This is a genomic window from Actinoplanes awajinensis subsp. mycoplanecinus, assembly GCF_001509495.1.
GTDB lineage: Bacteria > Actinomycetota > Actinomycetes > Mycobacteriales > Micromonosporaceae > Actinoplanes > Actinoplanes palleronii.
On sequence record NZ_LLZH01000013.1, the window covers coordinates 56,855 to 80,958 of the forward strand.

The 24,104-nt window shown below is 70.9% G+C and carries 15 protein-coding genes; 4 read left to right on the plus strand and 11 right to left on the minus strand.

The window, feature by feature from the left end:
* Positions 1–59: 59 nt before the first annotated feature.
* Positions 60–1,538: a nickel/cobalt transporter gene (locus ADL15_RS03695; protein ID WP_067685148.1), complete on the minus strand. Its 1,479-nt coding sequence runs from the start codon at positions 1,536–1,538 to the stop codon at positions 60–62.
* Positions 1,535–2,845, minus strand: coding sequence for a tetratricopeptide repeat protein (locus ADL15_RS03700; RefSeq protein ID WP_067685150.1), 1,311 nt, complete (start codon positions 2,843–2,845; stop codon positions 1,535–1,537). Before ADL15_RS03700 ends, ADL15_RS03695 begins: the two co-directional genes overlap by 4 nt.
* A 182-nt stretch (positions 2,846–3,027) precedes the next feature.
* On the opposite strand from ADL15_RS03700, the gene ADL15_RS03705 reads away from it, so the two are divergent.
* Complete coding sequence (locus ADL15_RS03705) at positions 3,028–4,395, plus strand: DUF4331 domain-containing protein (protein ID WP_198170504.1); 1,368 nt, start codon at positions 3,028–3,030, stop codon at positions 4,393–4,395.
* 53 nt (positions 4,396–4,448) lie between these two features.
* Here the strand turns inward: ADL15_RS03705 and ADL15_RS03710 are convergent, their stop codons facing one another.
* The 9 genes from ADL15_RS03710 to ADL15_RS03750 form a co-directional block, all read right to left on the minus strand.
* The gene (locus ADL15_RS03710) at positions 4,449–5,903 is read right to left on the minus strand and encodes an endo-1,4-beta-xylanase (RefSeq protein ID WP_067685154.1); all 1,455 of its coding nucleotides are present in this window, start codon (positions 5,901–5,903) and stop codon (positions 4,449–4,451) included.
* 361 nt (positions 5,904–6,264) lie between these two features.
* The gene (locus ADL15_RS52615) at positions 6,265–7,641 is read right to left on the minus strand and encodes a non-reducing end alpha-L-arabinofuranosidase family hydrolase (protein ID WP_067685380.1); all 1,377 of its coding nucleotides are present in this window, start codon (positions 7,639–7,641) and stop codon (positions 6,265–6,267) included.
* An 11-nt stretch (positions 7,642–7,652) separates the two neighbouring features.
* Positions 7,653–9,950, minus strand: a complete 2,298-nt coding sequence (locus ADL15_RS03720) for a beta-L-arabinofuranosidase domain-containing protein (RefSeq protein ID WP_157441143.1) — start codon at positions 9,948–9,950, stop codon at positions 7,653–7,655.
* A gap of 70 nt (positions 9,951–10,020) precedes the next feature.
* Positions 10,021–11,517 carry a non-reducing end alpha-L-arabinofuranosidase family hydrolase gene (locus ADL15_RS03725; protein WP_067685156.1) on the minus strand — a complete coding sequence of 499 codons (1,497 nt, stop codon included), beginning with the start codon at positions 11,515–11,517 and terminating at the stop codon, positions 10,021–10,023.
* Between the two features lie 25 nt (positions 11,518–11,542).
* On the minus strand, positions 11,543–13,600 hold the full coding sequence (locus ADL15_RS03730; protein WP_067685158.1) for a family 43 glycosylhydrolase: 2,058 nt from the start codon (positions 13,598–13,600) through the stop codon (positions 11,543–11,545).
* 219 nt (positions 13,601–13,819) lie between these two features.
* On the minus strand, positions 13,820–15,379 hold the full coding sequence (locus ADL15_RS03735) for a sigma-70 family RNA polymerase sigma factor (protein WP_067685160.1): 1,560 nt from the start codon (positions 15,377–15,379) through the stop codon (positions 13,820–13,822).
* A gap of 58 nt (positions 15,380–15,437) precedes the next feature.
* Positions 15,438–16,853: a glycoside hydrolase family 43 protein gene (locus ADL15_RS03740; RefSeq protein ID WP_067685381.1), complete on the minus strand. Its 1,416-nt coding sequence runs from the start codon at positions 16,851–16,853 to the stop codon at positions 15,438–15,440.
* The gene (locus ADL15_RS03745; RefSeq protein WP_232343878.1) at positions 16,853–18,457 is read right to left on the minus strand and encodes a glycoside hydrolase family 27 protein; all 1,605 of its coding nucleotides are present in this window, start codon (positions 18,455–18,457) and stop codon (positions 16,853–16,855) included. The genes ADL15_RS03740 and ADL15_RS03745 overlap by 1 nt, the downstream gene beginning before the upstream one ends.
* Before the next feature lie 17 nt (positions 18,458–18,474).
* Positions 18,475–19,557: an RICIN domain-containing protein gene (locus tag ADL15_RS03750; RefSeq protein WP_067685164.1), complete on the minus strand. Its 1,083-nt coding sequence runs from the start codon at positions 19,555–19,557 to the stop codon at positions 18,475–18,477.
* Positions 19,558–19,911: 354 nt separating this feature from the next.
* Between ADL15_RS03750 and ADL15_RS03755 the strand changes: the two genes are divergently transcribed.
* From ADL15_RS03755 to ADL15_RS03765, 3 genes are all read left to right on the plus strand, one after another.
* On the plus strand, positions 19,912–21,285 hold the full coding sequence (locus tag ADL15_RS03755; protein WP_067685165.1) for an endo-1,4-beta-xylanase: 1,374 nt from the start codon (positions 19,912–19,914) through the stop codon (positions 21,283–21,285).
* Between the two features lie 120 nt (positions 21,286–21,405).
* A complete protein-coding gene (locus ADL15_RS03760; protein WP_067685166.1) occupies positions 21,406–22,686 on the plus strand; it encodes a cellulose binding domain-containing protein in 1,281 nt (426 codons plus the stop codon).
* A gap of 5 nt (positions 22,687–22,691) precedes the next feature.
* Complete coding sequence (locus tag ADL15_RS03765) at positions 22,692–23,993, plus strand: extracellular catalytic domain type 1 short-chain-length polyhydroxyalkanoate depolymerase (RefSeq protein WP_198170506.1); 1,302 nt, start codon at positions 22,692–22,694, stop codon at positions 23,991–23,993.
* Positions 23,994–24,104: the final 111 nt, after the last annotated feature.

The window sequence follows — 24,104 nt, forward strand, 5'->3', positions numbered from 1 at the left end:
CCGTCCGGGCCGGGTGTCATACCCCTAGTGGCCGTGAGGTCCGAAAAGGTTGCCCGGCGTCAGCGCAGCATGCCGGGTGCCGCCAGCAGGGTCATGCCGAGGCCGACCAGCACGATGACCGCGGCCGTGGCCACCGGCAGCCGCCGGGTCAGCAGGACGCTCCACCGGCCGGAACCGGCCCGGCGCAGCCGCTCGCCCCAGTGGGCCAGGGCGAACCCGACGCCGGTGAGGGTCGCGGCCAGGCCGATGCCGTAGGCGAGCACCAGCAGCACGCCGTACCAGGCCCGGCCGAGCGCGGCCGCGCCGAGCAGGACCACCACCGCGGACGGGCTGGGTGACAGACCGCCGGCGAAGCCCATGGCCAGCAGCGGACGGATCCGCAGCGGCTCGTCGGGCTCGGGCACGTGGTGGGTGTGCGTGTGCCCCCCATGACTGTGGTGATGATGGTGCCCCGCAGGCACCAGCTGATCATGGTGGTGGTGATCGTGATGGTGGACCGGCTGGGCGCGCAACCGGCGGACCGCCTGGTAGAGCAGGTGTGCGCCGACCAGCGTGACCAGCACCCCGCTGATCAATCGCAGCCACTCGTACATGGTGTCCGGGGCCAGCTGCAGCGACGTGGCGAACACGACGCCGAGGGCGAGCACCCCGAGCGTGTGTGTCACCGCGACCGCGCCGGCCACCGTCACCGCGTGCACCGCCCGTCCGCGCGCGCCGACCAGGTAGGCCGCCATGATGGTCTTGCCGTGCCCGGGCGCGACGGCGTGCGCGCCGCCGAGCACCAGCGCGATCAGGAACGCGAGCACGCCGACGCCCAGGGTCAGCTCGGGATGCCCGATCAGGCCGGTGAACCAGACCGTGAACCGGTCGGCGCCGCGGGCCTGCGCCACGCCGGTCGTGGTGAACGGCGCCACGGCCGCCGGTCCACCGGGCCGCACTCCGAACGTCGCGGTCCGCACATCCAAGGAGACCACACCTGAGGGGTACGAGGTGAGCCGCGCACTGGCACTCTCCGCCGGCACGTCGGAGCGGACGACGGTGTACCGGTCGCCGACCGCGGTGACCTCACGCCAGCCGATCCGGTCGGGGTACAGCGCCGCGCGAAAGCCGACCGTCGTCGCGTCGGTGATCCGTGCGTCGGCGTGCAGCACGCACTGCAGGCGCAACGTGGTGAGCCCGCCGGCGCCGGCCGGGAACGTCAGCCCGGCCGGTGCGGCGGCCAGGCGCAGGTTCTGCCCGCCGACGGTGACCGCGCTCGCGTCGGCCGCCGCCGCGCAGGTCCGGGTGGCGTAGGCGTCGTTCTCGGCCGGGGACCCGGTCCCGTCCCGGTCAGTGTCGATCTCCACGGTGCGGGCCTGGTACGCGGGCAGCTCGGCCAGGTCGAGCACGTAGTCGACGTCCACCCCGGCCGCGCCGACCCGCAGACCGGCGTACTGATTGGTGGTGAAGTTGCCGAGCGGGTGCGCCTGCGCCGGCACGCCGGTGAGCAGCGCCGCCAGCACGCCGAGCAGCACCACGCCGAAGCCTCTGCGGATCATACGGGGCCACCCAGGTCGGTGAGGGCGGTCCGGGCCCGAGCCCCGTACCGCAGCGAGAAATACGGGTTGAGGTTCAGCGCCCGGGTGAGGTCGGCGCGCGCCCCGGCCCGGTCGTGCAGCGCCAGGCGGATCTCGGCGCGGTAGTAGTACGCCCGCGCGTCCCGGGTGCCCAGCCGCAGCCCCCGGTTCGCGTGGACGAGCGCGGCCCGGTCGTCACCGGCGGCGTGCAGCGCCCAGGCGTACGCGGTCTGCACCGTGACACCCGGCCGCGCGGCCAGCAACGCCTTGCCCTGGGTGACCGCGCCGCGGGCGTCGCCGTGGTCGGCGGCGAACAGGATCAGGTCGATGTCGGTGGTCGCCGCGCCGGCCCCGGGCAGCCGGGCGCTGACCCGGATCAGGTCCTCGGTCTGTGCCGCCGCCTCGGTCTGACCGGCCGCGGTGAGCGTGTCGGCGAGCGTCATCAGGTGGTCGACGGTCGGCAGCGTCGCGGTGGCGGCCCGCAGGTCGCTCACCGCCGCGGTCAGGTCACCACGGGCGGCGGCCACCTTGCCCCGGTCGGCGAGCAGCGCCGGCTGCCCGGGCACCCGGGCCAGCCCCTCGGCGAAGTGGGCGGCGGCGGTGTCCAGGTCGCCGGCCCCGAGGGCCAGTTCGCCGAGGTGGGTCAGCGCGAAGGTGATCTCGTCGGGTGAGGTCGCGACCTCGCGGGCCCGGGTCATCAGCTCCAGCGCGCGGGCCTGGTCGCCGCGCAGCTCGAACAGGTAGGAGGCGCGGGCGAACGACCCGGTGTCCGGGCGCAGGTCGAGCATCCGCTGCACCGCCGCGGTGGCCTCGGGATAGCGGCCGAGTTCCACGTTCGCGTCGGTGAGCACCCCGTACGCGTCGGCGGAGTAGTCGTCGGCGGCGACCGCCAGGCGCGCGTAGCGCAGCGCGGAACGGAAGTCGTGGCGTGCCGCCGCCAGCGCGCCGAGTCCGGTGAGCGCCCCCGCGTTGCCGTCCGGGCGCACCGCGCGGGAGCGGCGCAGCGCGGTCTCGGCGGCCCGGTAGTGCGCCGGGTCGTAGGTGATCCGGCCGAGCTGGATCCGGGCCGCGCCGAGCGCCGCCCAGCCCTGCCAGTCGCCGGGCACCTCGGCGAGGTGGGTCTCGGTGCGGCCCACGTAGGCGTCCAGCTCGCGCGTCGGCGACCGGTCGACGGCCGTGGACGCTCCGGGCGCCGGCTCACGATCAGGCACCAGGGCGGCGCCGGCGCCGAGCAGGGCCACCGCCGCCAGGACCGTGACCAGCGCCGGGCGTGCCCATCGTCTCCGCATCCCCTGATCGTGCGCTACTCCGGCCTTCCAGACATTAACGACACGAGTATTGCAGCCTGTTCAGCTGCGACAGCACCTGGAATGAGGCTAAGAACAGACGTTGGGGCGGTGGCACCGACGCCGTCGTCCCGCCTGATACCGGGGGAATCATGAAAATCGTCCCAACCACTTCGCGCCGGAGGATGCTCTCCGTCTCGGCGCTCGGCGTCTCGGCCGCCTTGGTGGCCACGCTGGCACCGGTCCAGGGCCAGGCGTCCTCGCACCGTGAGGCGCCGCTGGTCGCGACCACGCCCAGCCTGGACAACACCGACCTGTACGCGTTCGTCAGCCCGGACGCGACCGACACCGTCACGATGGTCGCGAACTGGCAGCCGTTCGAGGAGCCGAACGGCGGCCCGAACTTCTATCCGTTCGCGCCGCTGACCGCGCACGACATCAACATCGACAACAACGGTGACGCCAAGCCGGACATCACCTACCGGTGGACGTTCAGCACGACGTACCAGAACACCAACTCGTTCCTGTACAACACCGGTGCGGTCTCGTCGCTGACCGATCCGGATCTCAACGTCCGGCAGACCTACAGCCTGCAGCGGATCACCCCGGGCGGCACCCGGACGATCGTGCACGGCGGGCCGGTCGCGCCGTCGTTCACCGGTGTGGCGTCGATGCCGGACTACGCGGCGCTGTCCGACGCGGCGGTCACGTCCGCCGGGCACGGCGCCAAGTCGTTCGCGGGGCAGTCCGACGACGCGTTCTTCGCCGACCTGCGGGTCTTCGACCTGCTCTACGGCGGCGACCTGAGCAAGGTCGGCCAGGACACCCTCAAGGGCTACAACGTCAACACCATCGCGCTGCAGGTGCCGAAGGCCGATCTGGCGCTCAAGGGTGACGCCACCGGCAACCCGGTCGTCGGCATCTGGACCACCACGTCGCGGATGGGCGCGGACATGGACGGCAAGCCCGGCAAGCTGCAGCAGGTGTCCCGGCTGGGCATGCCGCTGGTGAACGAGGTGGTGGTGCCGCTGCGCAAGAAGAACCGGTTCAACGCCGACAAGCCTCAGGACGACGCGCAGTTCGGCGATTACGTCACCGACCCGGAGGTGCCGAAGCTGATCAAGGCGATCTACGGCATCCCGGCCCCGGCCGCGCCGCGGAACGACCTGGTCGAGGTGTTCCTGACCGGTGTCTGCAAGGCCTGCCCGGGCCCGGTCGACGCCGACCTCAACTCGCAGCTGGTGAACAAGGACGTCAACAAGAAGTGGTTCGTGCCGAGCGAGCAGCTGCGCCTGAACATGGCCGTGGCACCGGCCATGAACCCGAACCGGCTCGGCGTGATCGGCGGTGACCTGGCCGGCTTCCCGAACGGGCGCCGGCTCGCCGACGACGTCATCGACGTGACGCTGCAGGCCGCCGAGGGCATCCTGCTGCCCGACCCGCCAGAAGCGGTCAAGACCCTGGGCGACGGGGTCGACGCGAACAGCGCCGGCTTCCGCAGCTCGTTCCCGTACGTCGCGCTGCCGAACCAGATGAGCGTCAACCAGAACTGACCCTGACGCGCGGCGGCCGGTCACCCGGTCGCCGCGCGTCAGGAGCGGGCGGGTCAGCTGAGGCTGAATCGCTGGTTGGCCTGCCCGCTGCAGTCGTAGAGCTGCACCTGCTGGCCGTTGCCGGTGCCCCAGACGTCCAGGCAGCGCCCGGACTGCACACCGGTGATGGTGCCGTTGCTGTTGACGTTCCACTGCTGGTTGGCCTGGCCGTTGCAGCTGTAGATCTGCACGGCCGCGCCGTTGCCGGAGCCGGCCGCGTCCAGGCACTTGCTGCCGTAGACGGTCAGCTGCTTGCTCGAGGTGAGCGTCCACCGCTGGTTGGTCTGGCCGTTGCAGTCGTAGAGCTGGACCCGCGTGCCGTCGGTCTGCGAGGAGCTGGGCACGTCGACGCACCGGCCGGACTGGGCGCCGAGAATCCGGCTCCCGGTGCCCGGGGTGGCCGACGTCGACGGTGACGGTGACCCGGTGCCACCGCTGGGTGTCGGCGAGGACGTGCCGGGGCCGGCGGCGTTGAGGGCGTTGAGCACCGAGGTGTACGCGGCCTTCTTGTTGCCGCTGCCGTCGAACAGCAGCGGGCTCTCGCCGGAACGCCACGAGTCGCTGTCGCGCACACCCCACACCGTGATGCCGATGCAGCGGGGCACGTTCATGCAGGCCTGGGTCAGTCCGGCGTACTGCGAGGTGGACGCGTTGGTGACGTCGACCTCGGTCAGGGCCACGTCCACGCCGAGGGCGGCGAAGCTCTGCAGCGTGGTCGAGAAGTTGCCGGGCAGCGAGCTGCCGCCGGTGAAGTGGGTCTGCAGGCCCACGCAGTCGATCGGCACGCCGCGGGACTTGAAGTCGCGGATCATGTTGTAGACGCCCTGCGTCTTGCCGTAGGACCAGTTCTCGATGTTGTAGTCGTTGTAGCAGAGCTTGACCGACGGGTCGGCGGCGCGGGCGGTGCGGAACGCGACCTCGATCCAGTCGTTGCCGGTGCCCTGCAGGTTGGAGTTGCGCCGGCTGCCGTCCTCGTTGAACGCCTCGTTGACCACGTCCCAGGCGGCGAGTTTGCCCTTGTAGTGGGCCATCACCCCGTTGATGTGATCGATCATCGCCTGGCGCAGGGTGCTGCCGCTGAGGCTCTGCATCCAGCCCGGCTGCTGCGAGTGCCAGGCGAGGGTGTGCCCGCGCACCTTCAGGCCGCGCTGGGTCGCCCAGTTGTAGATCTGGTCGCCGGCGCTGAAGCTGAACTGGCCCCGGTTGGGTTCGGTGGCGTCCGGCTTCATCTCGTTCTCGGCCGTGATCATGTTGAACTCACGCCCGGCGATCGTGGTGTAGGTCGAGTCGTTGAGCCGGCTGCCGGCGATCGCCGTGCCGAAGTAGCGGCCCGACTGCGCGGCGGCGGCGCCCAGGGTGCTCGCCGCGGCGTTCGCGTCCGGCATCACCATCAGGGCGCTGAACGCGGCGACGGCGGCCGCGGTGCCGGCCAGCAACGTCCGGGTGCGGACGCGAGATCTGCTTTCCATGAATGCCTCCCTGTGTCGGCCGTGCGTCCGGGCGCCGGGCAGCACCCGGACGACAGCCGTGGCCGCCGTGTGGGTGAAGGAGAGCGAGAGAACGCAGAGCCCGAATCGAAAGCGATGGACTTCAATGCCTCGTCATGCTGGCACGGTAACACCGGCGAAACAAGTACTTCCGGAATCGCTCCGGAAGTATCAGAACGGCCACCAACACGCTGAACAGGCATTTCAGGCCTCAGAACGACGCTGAATCCGCGAAAGTCGCTTCCAAAACTACCGATAATAATCTCGAGAGTTTCGGACCGGGGCACAGCGACGCCGCGGGCCGTCTCCCCGACGGAACGGCCCGCGGCGTCGGTGGCAGCCGCTATCGCTGCAGGGTGAGCAGGCCCGGCCGCCACGGCAGCTGGTCGTAGGCGCCACCGGCGTTCGGGTTCTTGCCCTGGTAGAGCAGTTGCAGGTTGCACGGGTCGACGGTCTTGGTCTGGTCCGGGTTGCTCCGTACCAGGTCACCGTGGCTGATGTCGTTGGTCCAGGTCGCGCCACTGTTGGCCTTGCCCGCGAACGGGTTGCCCTCGGTGGCGGCCTGCGGCGTCCACGACCCGCCCAGGCTGCTCGCGGTGAACGACCGGAAGTAGCGGCCCTGACTCCCGATCGCCTCGACGATCATCAGGTACTGGTTCTGGCCCTGCACCTTGTAGACCTCGACCGCTTCGAACAGGTTGTTCGTCGAGTCGCTCATGATCGTGGTGTACGACGACCCGAAGCTGCCCGGGAAGTTCCCGATCGGCATGCTGGCCCGATAGATCTTGCCGTTGTCCCCGGCGAAGAACAGGTACATGTTCGTGCCGTCACCGATCAGCGTCTGATCGATCACGCCGGTGCCGGACCCGGTGATCGATCCGGTGAACAGCGTCTGCGCCGCCGACCAGCCGTTGGCGTTGGTCGGATCGCTGGAGGTCTTGTAGCTGAACGCGGTCGGACCCCACTGGTAGGCCAGGATCCAGACGTTCTTCGGCGCGAAGTAGAACAGCGTCGGCGCCACGGTGCCCTGACTCATCGCGTTCTGGCCCGCCGAGGCCATGTCCGACCAGTTGGTGAACGGGGTGAAGTTCATCGAGCCGTACCCGGAGCCGGAGACGTTCGACGCGTAGACCAGGTGCTTGCCGTTGTAGACGACGTTGGTGAAGTCCTTCAGCGACACCCACCCGGACTTCGGTTCGGCCAGCGAGCCGGTCGAGGTCCAGCGGTAGCTCGACGGGAGCGGGCACGTGCCGCCCGGCGTCGAGGGCGAGGTGGACGGCGACGGGGACGACGGCGACGGCGAGGCCGGCGTGGTCCCACCGGTGCAGGTCACCCCGTTCAGAGCAAAACTCGAGGGTACGGGGTTGCTGCCGGTCCACGCGCCGTTGAAGCCGAACGACACCGTGCCGTTCGTGGTGATCGCGCCGTTGTAGCTCACGTTCGTCGCGGTCACCGCCGAGCCGCTCTGCGTCACCGTCGCGTTCCACGCCTGGGTGACCGTCTGCCCGGCGCCGTACGACCAGGTGAGCGTCCAGCCGGACACCTGATCACCCAGGTTGGTGATCGCCACGCTGGCGCCGAACCCGCCCTGCCAGGACGACGTCACGGTGTAGCCCACCGAGCAGCCGGCCGCCGCGGCGTCGGCGGGCCTCGCCGCCACCACCGCCGTCGTGGCCAGCAGCGCGGCGCCGGCCGAGGCCAGGATTCTGGATCTGTGCACGATTCCTCCGATCAGGCGACGCGTACCAGGCGCCAGTTGTTGTCGGCACTGCCGTTGTCGGACTCCTGGACCACCGGGCTGCCCCAGGCGCTCGAGGCGTTCAGCACGGCGAGCACCTTGCCGCTGTTGACGTTGCGGATGCGACAGGAGCCGTCGCTGTTGGCCAGCAGGGTCCAGCGGTGGTCGGCGGTGCCGTTGTCGGCCCACTGCAGGACCCGGGCGTTGTCCGTGGTCGCCATGTTCTCGACGCCGAGGACCTTGCCGCTGTTGACGTTGCGGAACCGGACCGCTCCACCGTCGGCGATCTGCGCCCACCGGTGGTCGGCGGTGCCGGTGTCGCCCCAGACCACGGCCGGGCCACCGTCCGCGGTGGACATGTCCTGCACACCCAGGACCAGCCCGGAGGCCGCGTTCACCAACTGGTAGGTGCTCTCGCCGGAGCCGGCGGTGTTCCAGTAGACGGCGTAGTTGAAGCCGTGCGCGTCGTGGAACGGGCCCAGCTGGACCGGGACGCCGTTGGCCGTGGCGGTGAAGGCCAGGCTGCCGGCGCCGGTCCGGGCGATCGACGACACGGTCAGTGCCGGGTTGCCCGCCGGTGTCGTGCTGCCGTAGTTGCCGGCCAGCACCACCGGGCCGTACGTGATGGCCTGCACCGCGGGGTTGTCACCGGCCGGTTGCATGATCACACGCATCGGCAGGCGGACGGTCAGCACGTCCCCCGCGGCCCAGACCCGGGTCACGGTGGCGTAGCTGCCCGCGGCGGCGCCGACGTTCTGGGTGACGCCGTTGACCGTGAGCGTCGCGCCGGAGGTCCAGCCGGGGATGCGGACCCGGATGCTCCACGATCCGCTCATCGGGCCGGCCAGCGTCAGCGTGGTGGTGTCACTGACCGGGTACGACGTGGCCTGGGTGACCGTGATGCCCCGCTCGGCCCAGGTCAGCACCGACGGCGTGAACAGGTTCACCGTCAGCGTGGTCCCGGCGGAGAAGTAGATCGAGTCCATCAGCTTGGTGTTGGTCTCCACACCGGTGCCCTGGCAGCACCAGAAGCTGGTGTAGTCGGTCGACCAGGTGCCGCCGCCCCAGGCCGGCCCCACGCCCCGGCGCCCGCCCGCCTTCAACGGCGTGAAGTAGGTGATGTGCCCGTGGCTGTCGGCCGGGTTCTGCGCGCCGATCAGGTGGTTGAGCAGCGCCCGCTCGTAGAAGTCGAAGTACGCCGACCGGTCCGGATCGGTGAGCCACAGCTCCCGGGTCAGCTTGAGCATGTTGTAGGTGTTGCAGTGCTCGCACGTGTCGGTGGTCAGGTATCCGGCGATCGCGTTCGGGGCGCGGAAGTGCTCGGCCTGGCTGTTGCCGCCGATGGCGTACGTGTGCGCGCCGGTGGTGATGGCCCAGGCGTTGAGCCCGATGTCGCGGTAACGGGTCGTGCCGGTCGCCTTGTACTCGCGGACGGCGCCGACCCACTTGGGCACCTGGGTGTTGGCGTGCAGCCCGTTGAGCTGGTCGGCGCCGGCGGCCAGCGGGGTGAACACGGCCGCGTGGTCGAAGCGCTGCGCGGCGGTGAGCCACCGGGTGTCGCCGGTCTGCTGGTAGAGGTCGGCGAGCACTTCGTTCATCCCGCCGAACTCGGTGCGCAGCACGGTCTGCATCTGCGTGCCGGTCAGCCGCGCGGTGCGGGTGTCGACCCACCCGGCGAGGCGCAGCAGCACGTCGCGGGCGGTGGTGTCGCCGATCAGGCGCCACACGTCGAGCAGCCCGGCGAGCGTCTTGTGCACGCAGTAGTAGGGCACGTTGCCGTTGGACAGCGTGCCGGCCTCCAGGGCGGTGAAGTCCGACTCCGGGAATCCGGAGAGGTAACCGTTCGACGCCTGGCAGGCGGCCAGCCCGGCGACCAGGTAGACGGCCTTGTCGCGGCAGATGGTGTCACCGAGGGCCGCCCAGGCCTGCGCCCACGCGGTCAGGACGTGCCCCTGCATGTGCGTACGAAAAGGGAAGCTCGGTGCGTCCCAGCCGCCGTTGGCGGCGGCACCTGCGGTGGACCGGCCGTGGTTGACCCGGAAGTTGTAGAGCAGCCGGTCGGCGTCGACGAACCGCAGGTAGTTCACGGTGCGGGCCTGGTTGTCCAGCCAGCGCCCGGCGGTCAGCCGGACCTGGCCGAGGCCGAACGGGTAGGCCGCGACGCCGAGGTCCGCGCGGACGGGCGCCACCACGGCGGCCTCGGCGCGGGAGGTGCCACCGAGGGTGGTCGCCACCGCGCCGGCGCCGGCGGCCTGCAACAGGGCGCGGCGACTGATCGGGAACGGGGTCATGGTTCGCTCCTTGGGGATGGGCCCCGGCGGGCCGATAGGGGCGGCCCGCCGGGGTGGTTCAGCGAGCCGGTCAGCGCTGCCGGGTCAGCAGGCCCGGCCGGTACGGCAGCAGCCCGTAGTCACCGCCGGAGCTCGGCGAACGACCCTGGTAGAGCAGCTGCAGGTTGCACGGGTCGACCGTCATGGTCTGGTCGGCGCTGGTGCGGATCAGCTCGCCGTGGCTGATGTCGTTGGTCCAGGTCGCGCCACTGTTGGCCTTGCCCGCGAACGGGTTGCTCTCGGTGGCGGCCTGCGGCGTCCACGACCCGCTCAGGCTGCTCGCGGTGAAGGAGCGGAAGTAGCGCCCGTTGGACCCGATCGCCTCGACGATCATCAGGTACTGGTTCTGGCCCTGCACCTTGTAGACCTGCGGCGCTTCGAACAGGTTGTTCGTCGAGTCACTCATGATCGTGGTGTACGACGACCCGAAGCTGCCCGGGAAGTTCCCGATCGGCATGCTGGCCCGGTAGATCTTGCCGTTGTCACCGGCGAAGAACAGGTACATGTTCGTGCCGTCGCCGATCAGCGTCTGGTCGATCGGTCCGGTGCCGGAACCGGAGATGCTGCCGGTGAACAGGGTCTGCGCCGACGACCAGCCGTTGGGGTTGGCCGGGTCGCTGGAGGTCTTGTAGCTGAACGCGGTCGGACCCCACTGGTAGGTCAGCACCCAGATGTTCTTCGGCGCGAAGTAGAACAGCGTCGGCGCCACGGTGCCCTGGCTCATCGCGTTCTGGCTCGCCGAGGCCATGTCCGACCAGTTGGTGAACGGGGTGAAGTTCATCGAGCCCCAGCTCGACCCGGTGTCGTGCGTGGTGGCGTAGACCAGCTGCTTGCCGTTGTAGGGCACGACGGTGAAGTCCTTCAGCGACACCCAGCCGGACCGCGGGTTCGCCAGCGAGCCGGTCGACGACCAGCGGTAGGTCGTCGGCAGCGTGCACGAACCGGACGGCGGCGGCGAGCTCGGCGTCGAGCCGCCGCCGAGCTTGACCAGCTGCCACTGCTGGTTGGCGCCGTTCCAGTCGCTGTACTGCACGATGTTCGCGCCGTCCGCGGTCGACGCGCCCTGCACCTCGACGGCCTTGCCGCTGTTCCGGTTGATCAGCTGGATGTACCCGTCGACGTCCTGCACGCTGAACTGCTGGTTGGTGGTGTTGTTGTCGGTCCACTGCACGATCGCGCCGCCGTCGGCGGTCGACAGGTTGTAGACGTCGAGGACCTTGCCGGAGTGCTTGGACTTCAGCCGGTAGTAGCCGCCGCCGGAGTCGACGAACTGCCACTGCTGCTGCGCCTGGTCGTTGCGCGTCCACTGGGTGATCCGCGCGCCGTCCGTGGTGGCCATGTTGTACAGGTCCAGCGCCTTGCCGCTGGTCCGGTTGACCAGCACGTAGGAGGCGCTGGTGTCGATCGTCGCGGCGGACGCCGGCAGCGCGGTGACGGCGAGGCTGCCCGCGCCGACCATCACGATCAGCGCGGCGAGCGCGCCCTTGAAGCGCCGGCGCGGTGGTGCGGTCTGCGGAACCACTGTCATCTCGAACTCCTCGGGGGGAACGGGGTCAGGGGGTGCTGAGGTCGAACCGGTTGACCGTCACCGCGCCGCCCAGGGCCTGGGTGGCGTAGTTGAACAGGCCGAACCGGTAGCCCATGAAGAACTGCCAGGCGTTGGTGAGGGTGAACGCCGGGCCCAGGGTGGTGAACGTGCTGCCGTTGGTGCTGTAGGAGAACGTGGCGGTGCGCCCGGAGCCGGGCCGGATGTCGGCGCTGACCCGCAGCCAGAGCTTGCCGCCGCTCACGCTCGCGCCGGCCGCCTCGCTGCCGGTGCCGGTGGTGGCCCAGCTGGAGTTCATGGTCAGCCCATTGGTCATCGACACCCGGGTGGCGCCGTTGTCCTTGCGGACGCCGATCCAGGCCGAGGAGTCGCGCAGCATGGCCAGCCCGGCCCGGTCGCCGTTGGCCATCTGCGAGTAGTCCAGCTCGACGGTGGCGGTCGACGTCGGGCCCTGGATCCGGTGGGTGAGCGTGTTGCGCGCGTTGTACAGGTCGTTGGTCACCGTGGCGGCGGACAGCCGCAGTCCGTTGCCGACGCTGAACTTGCCGGTGTCGGGGTTGTGGTTCCACTCCCAGCGGGGTCCGAGCGCACTGCCGGTGAACGTGTCCGCTCCGGTCATCGGCGTGACGGTCTTCGTGGTGGTGATGGCCGGCTTCGGGTAGCTCGCGCCCCACCGGCCGTTCACGGTGGTCAGCACCGGCCAGTCGTTGCTCCAGGTGATCGGGGCCAGCGTCGGCACCCGGCCGCCGGGGTAGGCGTCGGTGAACGCCATGTACCACCAGTCACCGGCCTGGGTCTGCACGAGACCGCCCTGATGCGGCACCCCGCCCCCGGAGATCGGCCCAGGAAGATCAAGAAGGACCTGTTTCTGTTCGTACGGACCGAACGGGCTGGTCGAGCGCAGCACGTACTGCCCGTTGGCCGGCCGGGTCAGCCAGATGTAGTAGTAGTTGCCGCGCTTGTACATCCGCGCGCCCTCGAGGGTGCCGACGCTCGACGGGGTGGTGTAGACGGTCTGCGAGCGCACCTGCGAGGTCAGGTCGCCGGAGAGCTGGGCGACGCTGATCGTGCCGTTGCCGTAGGCCACGTACGGGGTGTCGTTGTCGAACAGCAGCCCGGCGTCGTAGTAGCACGTGTTGAGCCGGGCCTTCTTCGACCAGGCGCCGTCGACCGCGGACGCGGTGTAGACGTACGTGCGGTTGAACTCGGTGCAGCCCAGCCAGTAGTAGGTGCTGTTGCTGGGCCGGTAGTTGAACGCCGACGCCCAGATGCCCTTGACGTACGCGCGGGCGCCGGACAGGTCGTAGGCGGCGGAGTCGAAGTCCAGCCGGGGTACCGAGTGGCCGGCGTACTCCCAGTTCACCAGGTCGTAGGAGCGCAGGATCGGCGCACCCGGCGAGTAGTGCATCGTCGACGCCGAGTAGTAGTAGGCGTCACCGACCCGGATGATGTCGCCGTCGGCGAAGTCCTGCCACACCACCGGGTTGCTGAACGTGCCGGTGGAGGGGGTGCCTCCGCCGAGTTTCACCAGCTGCCACTGCTGGTTGGCGCCGTTCCAGTCGGCGTACTGCACGATGTTCGCGCCGTCCGCGGCCGACGCGCCCTGCACCTCGACGGCCTTGCCGCTGTTCCGGTTGATCAGCTGCAGGTATCCGTCGACGTCCTGCACGCTGAACTGCTGGTTCGCGGCGTTGTTGTCGGTCCACTGGACGATCGCGCCGCCGTCGGCGGTCGAGGCGCCGGAGACGTCCAGGACCTTGCCGGAGTGCTTCGACCTGAGCCGGTAGTAGCCACCACCGGAGTCGACGAACTGCCACTGCTGCTGCGCCTGGTCGTTGCGCGTCCACTGGGTGATCCGCGCACCGTCGGTGGTGGCCATGTTGTACAGGTCCAGCGCCTTGCCGCTGGACCGGTTGACCAGCACGTAGGAGGCGCTGGTGTCGATCGTGGCGGCCGACGCGGCCGGTGCGGCGGCGGCGACCGCGACCGCCGCGCCCAGCACGACGGTCAGCGCGGCGGCGAGCAGGCGCCACGGCCGGCGCGGCACTTCGGGGCGAGCCCTCATCGTCCACTCCTCGCATCGGGATTTCTCGTCCGGAACCAAAATGGGAGCGCTCACATTTATGGACTGGATATTGCCAGAAGGTTTCGGGGTGTTTCAATTCCTTGACCGCGCGACCAACGCGGCGAGAACCGCATAACAGTTCGCGGAAAAATACTTCCGGAATCGGTGGGGAAAGATGCCGTCGTTTTCTGTTATGTGCGGGCCGGTGCCGTGGTCGGATCAGCCGGCGAGCGGCGGGCGGACCAGAAAGGAACCGTCGGCGCGGAACGCGGTCGTGCCGTCGGACTGGTCCACCCACAGTTCGTCGCCGCGGTGCCGCAGGAACCATCCGGGATAGTTCGACGATTCGAGCGTGACGGAGCCGGCGACCGTGCCGGGCCCGGGGCAGAACGTGGCGTCCCCGCGGAACAGCTTGGAGCCGTCCCCGCCGTCGACCCGCAGCCGCCACGACAGGTGCCGCAGGTACCGGCCGTCGGCCGTGCGGAACGAGAAGCAGTCCAGGTCGTTGAGCCCGGTCACCACCCGGACGGTCGACTGGCGCCGCGCCGAGACGGTGTTGCCGGCGCTGACCGCGGTCAGGATGCCGAAACTGTCGGCCGCCGTGACGTAGCGTCCGGTGGCGTTCGCCGCCTCGAGCGACGCCGGGCCGGTGCGCAGGGCACCGGCGGACGCACTCGGCGCCGCGCGGGACGCCGTCGCACTCGTCGCCGCCGCGCTGGGGGCGGCGCTGGGTGCCCCCGGTGTCGGCGCCGCGCCCGTCGACGGCCGCGGCGTCTGCGCGATCGTCGACGGGCGCGGCGCCTCCGGGGTGGTCACCGCCACGGCGCCGGCCGTCGCGCCCACGATCAGGGTCCCGGCGGTCACTGCGGCCACCACCGGATGGGCCGCGGCCAGCGTCGCCAGCTGCCCGAGCACCCCGGCCTTGCCGGCGGCGGCGGCCGTGCCGGCGCTCAGCGTCCACCCCGCTCCCCCGACACCGGCGGTCTTGGCCAGGGCCGCCGCGGTCAGGGTCACGGGCACCGGGAGCAGCACCAGCGCGGGCAGCAACCGGTCGGTGGGCATGGCGTCCCCGGCCGCGCGGGTGCACCACGCGCAGTCCCGCACGTGCCGGGCCAGCCGTTTGCGCCACCGCGGGCTGGGCACCCCGTCCCAGCCGGCCCGCTCCTGTGCCAGCCGCGGGCACCCGGGCCGGGCGTCCAGGGCCGCCACCAGGGCCCGGCCCAGCTCGAGCTGCGCGCGCATGCGCTGCACGCGCACACCGGCGTGCACCACCGTGATGCCGAGCGCCTGGGCCAGCTCGGCCCGGGTGAGCCGCCCGGCCACCTCGAGCCACCACAGGGCCAGCAGGATCCGGTCGTCCGGGTCCAGCCAGCGACCGGCCCGGCGCACCTGGCGGCGCTGCGCCGACAGCTCGACGTGCAGGTCGGCGAGGCCCTCGAACCGCGCGCCGGAGTCCGGCACCTCACCGGCCTCGTCGAGCGGCACGACCCGGTCGGCGTCCCGGGTCGTCCGGTGCTGGTGGGTGCTGATCTGGCGCAGCGCGATCGCCACCAGCCAGGGCCGGAAGCTGTGCGGCGACCGCAGTGACGGCAGCTGCCGCAGGGCGCGCAGCATGATGTCCTGCGTGACGTCGTCGACGTCGGGGTGCCCGTCGAGGGCCTGCCGGACGAGCGTGTAGACCATCGGCAGGTGGGCCGCGACGAGCGCGTCCAGCGCGGCACGGTCACCGCCCTGGGCCGCCCGCACCAGGCCGGAGCCGCCGATCCGGGTCACTGCCATGTTCCTCGCCACCATCACCACGCGCAGGGGCTCCGATTATGGACCAGATCGACGCGCCTCAACGCATCGACGCGTCGCCGGGTACGGGCGCGCCGCCCCGGGCCGCGCTCGCACCGGCGAACTGCCAGCTGTCGACGTTGAACAGATAGCCGCTCCCGCCGGTGAACCGCAGGTACAGGTCCCGGGTGCCGGTCGCGCCGCTGACCGGGCAGCTGACGGTGGTCCAGGTCTGCCAGCCCCCGGTCACCGGCACCGTGCACGTCCCGGCGAGCGTGCCGGTGGGCCCGCCCAGCCGCACCTCGATACGGCCGCCGGCGCCGGCCGAGGCGACCCGGGCGGTGAACGAGGTCGCGCCGGATCCGAACGCGACACCCTTGACCTTGACGTAGTCGCCGTTGTCGAGGTAGCCGACGTTCAAGCCGCCCCCGCTCGCGGGCTCGGTCTCGACCCCGGAGCTCCAGGCCATCGTCTCGGCCTCCTGCCGGACGTACGGGTTGAGCGTCCCGTTCTGCGCCGCACCGGCCGAGGTCATGGTGATCGTCGGGAGGGTGCCGTCACCGTTGTAGGTGAACTTCTCCACGGCGACCGAGCGGGTGTATCCGCCTCCGCCGGGCAGCGCGCCGTTGTGGTAGAAGAAGTACGAGCCGCCGTTGAAGTCGACGATGCCCGCGTGGTTGGTGAAACTGCCGCCCTGGGTGGCCATCACGGTGCCGCGGTAGGTCCACGGCCCGGTCGGCCCGGGCGCGGTCGAATAGCCGATGAATTCCGAGCAGCACTTGGCGGCGAAGACGTTGTAGTAGAGCCCGTTGCGTTTGTAGACCCACGGGCCCTCCTCGTACAACGTGGGCCGGCTCGGGGTGCCGGTGCGGGTGCCGAACCCGGCCGTGGTGAGCGGGATCTGCGTCACCGCGCCGCTGTAGCTGATCATGTCGGCGTTCAGCCGCACGTACCAGAGGTTCGGGTTGCCCCAGTAGAGGTACGCCTGGCCGTCGTCGTCGATGAACACCGTCGGGTCGATCTCGCCGTTCTCGGCCAGCGGGCGCCCGATCGCGTCGGTGAACGGCCCGGTCGGGCTGGTGGCCACGCCGACACCGATGGCCATCCGCCCGGTCGACCGGTTGGTGACCGGGACGTACCAGTAGAACTTGCCGTTGCGGGCGACGACCTGGCCGGCCCACGCGTTCGCGCTCGCCCAGCTGAACGTGCCGAGGTTCATCGGTGAGCCGTGATCGGTCCAGTTGACCATGTCGGCCGACGAGTAGACCCGCCACTCCTTCATGGTGAAGTACGTCGAGTTGTCCTCGTCGTGGCCGGTGTAGAGGTAGACCCGGCCGTTGTGGACCAGCGGCGCCGGGTCGGCGGTGTAGACGGTCTGCACGATCGGGTTGTCCGCGTGCGCCACGGACGGGACGGCCGCGGTCAGCACCACCATGGCGAGCGCGCAGAGCAGGCCGGCGAACGATCTCCTGGCCATCAGACCCGGCTCCATCGCTGGTTGGCGGCGGCGTTGCAGGTCCACAGCAGGACCACGGTGCCGTTGGCGGTCAGGTTGTGGTCGACGTCCAGGCAGAGCCCGGAGGCGGTGCCCCGGACGGTGCCGTCGGCGGCGAACGTCCACTGCTGGTTGGTGCCGCCGGTGCAGTCCCACAGCTGCACCTTGGCCCCGGCGGTGGCCCCGGACGGTGCGTCCAGGCACTTGCCGAGCGCCTGAAGGCTCGCGCCCGAGGTGGTCCAGCGCTGGTTCGTGCCGCCGTTGCAGTCCCAGATCACCGGCTGCGTGCCGTTGGCGGTGGCGCCGTTCGGCACGTCCAGGCAGCGGCCCGAGGCGGCGCTGACGACCGTGGTGGTGGTCGCCGGGGTGCTGGTCCCGCCGCTGACCCGGTAGACCACCGTGCCGTGGGCGGGGACGCTGGCACTGATCGTGCCGGTGGTGGTCGTGGTGGCGCCGCTCCCGGCGTCCTGCAGGGTGAACGAGCTGCCGGACTTGCCGATCGCGGCGGCGCTGGTCGACACCGTGGTGGCCGAGCCGCCCTGGTTGAACAGGGCGACCGCGACGTCACCGTTCGCCAGCCGCTTGGCCAGCACCCGGCGCGTGCCGTCGTACGAGATCGGGGTTGCCTGCAGGCCGAGGGTGTCCTGGTTGATCGCGATGAGACGGGGGTTCTTCAGGATGCCCTGGGTGGCCGCGCTCATCGAGCGCAGATCGTTGCCGGCGATCAGCGGGGAGGCCAGCATCGCCCAGAGCGCGAAGTGACTGCGCTGCTCGGTGTCGGTCATGCCGCCGCGGCCGACCTCCATCATGTCCGGGTCGTTGAACTGCCCGGGCCGGGCGTAACCGGCCAGCGGCACGGTGACGTCGACGATGTTCTTCACGCCCATCGGGTAGCCGTTGGTCTGCCCGGTGTCCCAGGCGTCGCTGATGTCCTCGGTGGTGCGCCACAGGTTCGCCACGTCACCCCAGTTGCGCTGCGGGCCGGTCTTGGCGTGCACGCTGTTCGGGTTGATGCTGTAGACGATCGGGCGGCCGGTCGCGGCGAGCGCGTCACGCATCTTCGCGAACGTGGTGACCTGCTCGGTGATGGTGCCGGTGGGTGAGCACCAGTCGTACTTGAGGTAGTCCACGCCCCAGGCGGCGAACTGCCGGGCGTCCTGCGCCTCGTGCCCCAGGCTGCCGGTGGCGCCGGGGTAGCTGTTGAAGTACTGCGCGCAGGTCTTGTCCAGCGGGCCCTGGTAGATGCCGAACTTCAGGCCCTTGCCGTGCAGGTAGTCGCCGAGGGCCTTCATCCCGCTGGGGAACCGGGTCGGGTCGCCCTGCAGGTTCCCGGAGCCGTCCCGGTTCGGGTTGAACCAGCAGTCGTCGACGACGACGTACTGGTAGCCGGCGTCGCGCATGCCGCTGCTGACCATCGCGTCGGCCATCTGCCGGATCAGGGTCTCGCTGATGTTACAGCCGAACGTGTTCCAGCTGTTCCACCCCATCGGCGGGGTGCGGGCGACCCCGTTGTCCAGTGCCCGGGCCGCGGAGCCGGGCAGGACGGTCGCCGCGCCGGCGAGCAGCAGCAGTCCGGCAGCGAGCATGGCCCTCAGTTTCGTTTTCATCGCCTCGTCCAGAGCTGGTTGGCCGAACCCGTGCAGGTCCAGAGGATCGTGGTGGTGCCGTTGGCGGTGGCGTTGCCACTGACGTCCAGGCACAGGCCGGACGCGGCGTTGCGGATGGTGGCGCCGGAGGTGAACGCCCACCGCTGGTTGGTGGCGCCGCTGCAGGCCCACAGCTGCGCCTTGGTGCCGGCCGTGGCGCCGGTGGGCGCGTCGAGGCACTTGCCGACCGCCTGCAGCGTCTGGCCGTCGTAGGTCCATCGCTGGTTCGCGGCGCCGCTGCAGTCCCAGATGATCGGCTGGGTGCCGTTGGCGGTGCTGCCGTTCGGCACGTCCAGGCAGCGGCCGGACGCGGTGCCGACCAGCGCCGCGCCGGTGCCGGTGGACGGGTCACCGATCGATCCGGGCACCGATCGCAGGGCCGCGTACCAGGTGGCGGCCATCTTGTCGTAGCCGCCCGCGGTCGGGTGGACGCCGTCGATCAGGTCGGCGGTGGTGAGCGCGGCGTGCATGTCGACCAGGTGGACCCGCGAGCCCCGGCTCTGCACGATGCCGGGAAGGGCCGCGTTGAAGGTGCGGGCGGCGGCCTCCTGACCGGAGTTGGCCAGCGGGATCAGGGTGGCCACGAAGACGTCCGCCGACGGCGCGGCCGCGGTGACGTGGTCGATCAGGGTGGCGAGCCGGCCCGGTGCGCCGGAGACGTTGTAGTTCTGCAGGATGTCGTTGGTGCCCAGGTGCAGCAGCACCGTGCGGGGGGTGCTGGTGCGCAGCCAGCCGCCGATGTTCGCGTCGATCTGGTCGATGCGCCAGCCGGGGTGGCCCTCGTGGTCGTGGTCGCCGAGCGCGGCCGGGCCGTTGACCTGCGAGCCGACCAGGTCGACCCGGTATCCGGCGGCGGCCATCCGCTGCCAGAGGCCGATCCGGTAGCCGCCGGGCACCTGGGTGCCCTCGGTGATGGAGTCGCCCAGCGGCATGACCCGGGTGCCACCGTTGGATTCCGCGGCGGTCGCCCCGGGCGGGACGACGAGGACACCGGCGGCGGCGAGGAGGGCCGCGAGCAACCACCGTCTTCTTCTGGGCATGGGGATATGCCTCCCTGGTGATCGGTTGGCTTCCTGTTATCGCTCACACCGCATTGACCACTGGTCCGGGCGGGGCCTAGCGGTTTGCCGGTTGAGGATGGGAGCGCTAACAGCTTGCTTCCGCACATTGCCAGGATGTTTCCGGACATTCAAGAGGCCTTTTGCGAGTCCGGCGACGACTCCGCAGCCCCCCGCCGCATAACACTTCCGGCCGATCAAATTTCCGGTGGCGCCGGAATTGTTATGCCGGCGTGCGGGAAATGGTCGCGTCTTGCGGTTCTCGGAAATGCGCTGCCACCATAGCCGGGAGCGCTCCCACGCTCCGTCCTCCCCCGTTCGGAAAGGTTCCCCACCATGTCCCTGTTCAGCAAGAGCCGCTCCCTGCTGCTGGCCTCGGCCGCCGTCGGCGTCGCCGTCGCGGCCAGCGTCGCCGTGATCGGCACCGCCGAGGCCGCCAGCACGCTCGGCGCCTCGGCCGCGCAGTCCGGCCGCTACTACGGCGCGGCGATCGCCGCCGGCAAGCTCGGTGACGCCACCTACACCGGCATCCTGACCCGCGAGTTCAACGCGGTCACCCCGGAGAACGAGATGAAGTGGGACGCCACCGAACCGTCACAGGGGCGGTTCACCTTCACCAACGGCGACCGCATCCTCAACCAGGGCCTGTCCAACGGATCCAAGGTCCGCGGGCACGCCCTGCTCTGGCACGCCCAGCAGCCCGGCTGGGCCCAGTCGCTGTCCGGCAGCGCGCTGCGCAGCGCGGCGATCAACCACGTCACCCAGGTGGCGACGCACTACAAGGGCAAGATCTACGCCTGGGACGTGGTCAACGAGGCCTTCGCCGACGGCGGCAGCGGCGCGCGGCGCGACTCCACCCTGCAGCGCACCGGCAACGACTGGATCGAGGCCGCGTTCAAGGCTGCCCGCTCCGCCGACCCGAATGCCAAGCTCTGCTACAACGACTACAACACCGACGGCGTCAACGCGAAGTCGACCGGCGTGTACAACATGGTCAAGGACTTCAAGGCGCGGGGCGTCCCGATCGACTGCGTCGGTTTCCAGTCCCACCTGGGCACCGGCATTCCCGGTGACTACCAGGCCAACCTGCAGCGCTTCGCCGACCTGGGCGTGGACGTGCAGATCACCGAGCTCGACGTCGCGCAGGGCGGCAACCAGGCCGGCATCTACGCGAGCGTGACCCGCGCGTGCATGGCCGTGTCGCGGTGCACCGGCATCACCGTCTGGGGCATCCGGGACAGCGACTCGTGGCGCACCGGCGAGAACCCGCTGCTGTTCGACAACTCCGGCAACAAGAAGGCCGCGTACACCTCGGTCCTCAACGCCCTCAACGCCGGCGGCAGCACCACCTCGCCCGCGCCGTCGTCGCCGTCGCCGTCGTCGCCGTCGCCCAGCACCAGCACCTCGCCCCAGCCCGGCGGCGCCTGCAGCGCGTCGGTGTCGCTCAACTCGTGGAACGGCGGGTTCGTCGCGACCGTCCGGGTCACCGCGGGCTCCGCGCCCGTCAACGGCTGGACCGTCGGCGTGACGTTGCCCTCCGGCAGCGCGGTGACCAGCGCCTGGAGCGCCACCAGCAGCGGCACGGCCGGCACGGTGAGCTTCCGCAACGTCGCCTACAACGGACAGCTCGCGGCCGGCGGCACCACCGAGTTCGGCTTCCAGGGCACCGGCGCCGGCCCCACCGCGACGCCGAACTGCTCCGCCGGCTGACCCGCTCCCCCGTTTCGAGGCCCACCCGGCGCCGGTCTGCACGGCAGGCTGACCCGCCCCCGTTTCGAGGCTCACCCGGCGCCGGTCCTGCGCGGCCGGCGCCGGAGAAGGGAACACCCCATGTCCCGACGCACACTCGCACCCCTGACCGCGGCCCTCGCCGCCCTGGCGACGGCCGCCGCGATGCTCACCGGCGTCCTCGGCGCCACCGCGGCCGCGGCACCGGCCGGCGCCACGGCGGCCACGGCCGGCTGCGGCAAGGCCCCGACGCTGACCAGCGGCACCCGCACCATCCGCAGCGGCGGCCAGAACCGCACCTACGTCCTGCGGGTGCCGGACGGCTACGACCGCACCCGCCCGTACAAACTGATCTTCGCCTTCCACTGGCTCAACGGCACCGCGACCGACGTCGCCACCGGCGGTGCGGCCGGCGCCACCTGGGCCTACTACGGCCAGCAGCGCCTGTCGGACAACAGCGCGATCCTGGTCGCGCCGCAGGGCATCGACAACGGCTGGGCGAACACCGGCGGCCGGGACCTGACCCTGGTCGACGACCTGACCGCGCTGGTCGAGGGCGACCTGTGCGTGGACACCTCGCAGCTGTTCGCGCTGGGCTGGAGTTACGGCGGCGCGATGAGCTACGCCGTCGCGTGCGCCCGCCCGGCGGTGTTCCGGGCCGTCGCGGTGCTCTCCGGCGCGAACCTGAGCGGCTGCTCCGGCGGCACCCAGCCGGTGGCGTACCTGGGGATCCACGGCACTCACGACAGCGTGCTGGACATCTCGCTCGGCCGGGGCGTGCGGGACACCTTCGTCCGCGCCAACGGGTGCGCGGCCCGGAGTCCGGCCGAGCCGGCCCGGGGCAGCCTGACGCACATCGTCACCGACTACACCGGGTGCCGGGCCGGCTATCCGGTGCGCTGGGCCGCCTTCGACGGCGACCACACCCCGGAGCCGGTGGACGGGTCGACGAGCACGAACGGCGCGCGCACCTGGACCGGCGGCGAGATCTGGAACTTCTTCACCCAGCTGCCCAGCACGACGCCGTCGTCACCGGCACCGTCGTCACCGACGCCTTCGACGACCCCCTCCACCACACCCGGCGGTGGTTGCGCCACCGCGTACCGGGTGGTCAACAGCTGGCAGGGCGGTTTCCAGGCGGAGATCACCGTGTCGAACACCGGGGCGGCAGCCGTCACCGGGTGGCGGGTGAGCTGGACGCTGCCGGCCGGGCAGGCGGTCAGCCAGGTCTGGAACGGCTCGCTGACCAGCACCGGCGGGACCGTCACCGTCACCAACGCGACCTACAACGGGTCGGTGGCGCCCGGCGCCGGCGTGACCTTCGGCCTGCTCGCCACCGGCGACGCGGCCACCACCCCGCCCCTGACCTGCGCCGTGAGGTGAGTCGCATGAAACCGATGGTGCGCACCGCCCTCGTCGCGGCGCTGTCCCTGCTGATCGGCGCCGCCGGACTGGTCGTCGCCCGGCCCGCCGCGGCCGCCTCGCTGGTCCCGGTGACCGGCTTCGGCGCCAACCCGACGAACCTGAAGATGTACACCTACGTACCCGACCGGGTGGCGGCCACGCCGGCGCTGCTCGTGCTGGTGCACTACTGCGGCGGTTCCGCCGGCGCGATCGCCGGCGGCAACGGCAAGGACTTCCTCACCGCGGCCGACCGGTACGGCTTCGTCGTGGTGCTGCCCGAGGCCACCCGCAGCGAGAAGTGTTTTGACGTGTCCAGCCCGCAGGCGCTGCGCCGCGACGGCGGCAGCGACTCCACCGGCATCATGTCCATGGTCAGCTGGGCACGGGCCCGATACCACGTGGACAGTGCGCGGATCGTGGTCAGCGGCTTCTCCTCCGGCGCCATGATGACCACGGTGCTCGCCGCGCAGTACCCGGACGTGTTCACCGCCGCGTCGGCGTTCTCCGGTGTGCCGGCCGGCTGCTTCGCCACCACCAACGGCTCGCTCTGGAACAGCACCTGCTCCGGCGGCAACCTGATCAAGACGGCGCGGCAGTGGGGTGACCAGGCCCGCGCGATGTATCCCGGCTACACCGGCCGGTACCCGCGGATCCAGCTGTGGCACGGCACCACCGACACCACCCTCGCCTACCCGAACTTCGGCGAGGAGATCAAGCAGTGGACCGACCTGCACGGCCTCGGGCCGAACCCGGCCTTCACCGACCACCCGCAGTCGTCCTGGACCCGGACCCGGTACGGCACGACCGGCACCCAGGCCACCGTCGAGGGCGTCAGCATCGCCGGGATCGGGCACCAGCTCCCGCAGACCGGGCAGCTCGGCTACGCGGTGTCCTTCCTCGGGCTGGACGGCTCCACCGGCACCCCGTCGACCAGCCCGTCGAGCAGCCCGTCGACCAGCCCGCCGGCCACCGGGACCTGCCGGGTGACGGCGTCGATCAGCTCGTGGAACACCGGCCTGACCGCGAGTCTCACCGTCACCAACACCGGCGCCACCGCGATCAACGGCTGGACGCTGGACTTCACCCTGCCGGCCGGGCAGAGCATCACCAGCGGCTGGAACGCCACCTACGCGCCGGCCACCGGACGGGTGAACGCCACGAACGTCGCCTACAACGCCGCCATCCCGGCGAACGGGTCGATCGGCATCGGGTTCCAGGCCGGACACACCGGCGCGGTGGGCGCGCCCACCGGCTTCGCGCTCAACGGCACCGCCTGCGGTGGTTGACCGGCGAGCGCCGGTGCTTCGTAACTTCCGGAGACGGTCGTACCATCAAGAATTTTAGAAATTCGAACGACGGCGAACCTCCATGACAATCCGGGCCACAGGCCGCCACCA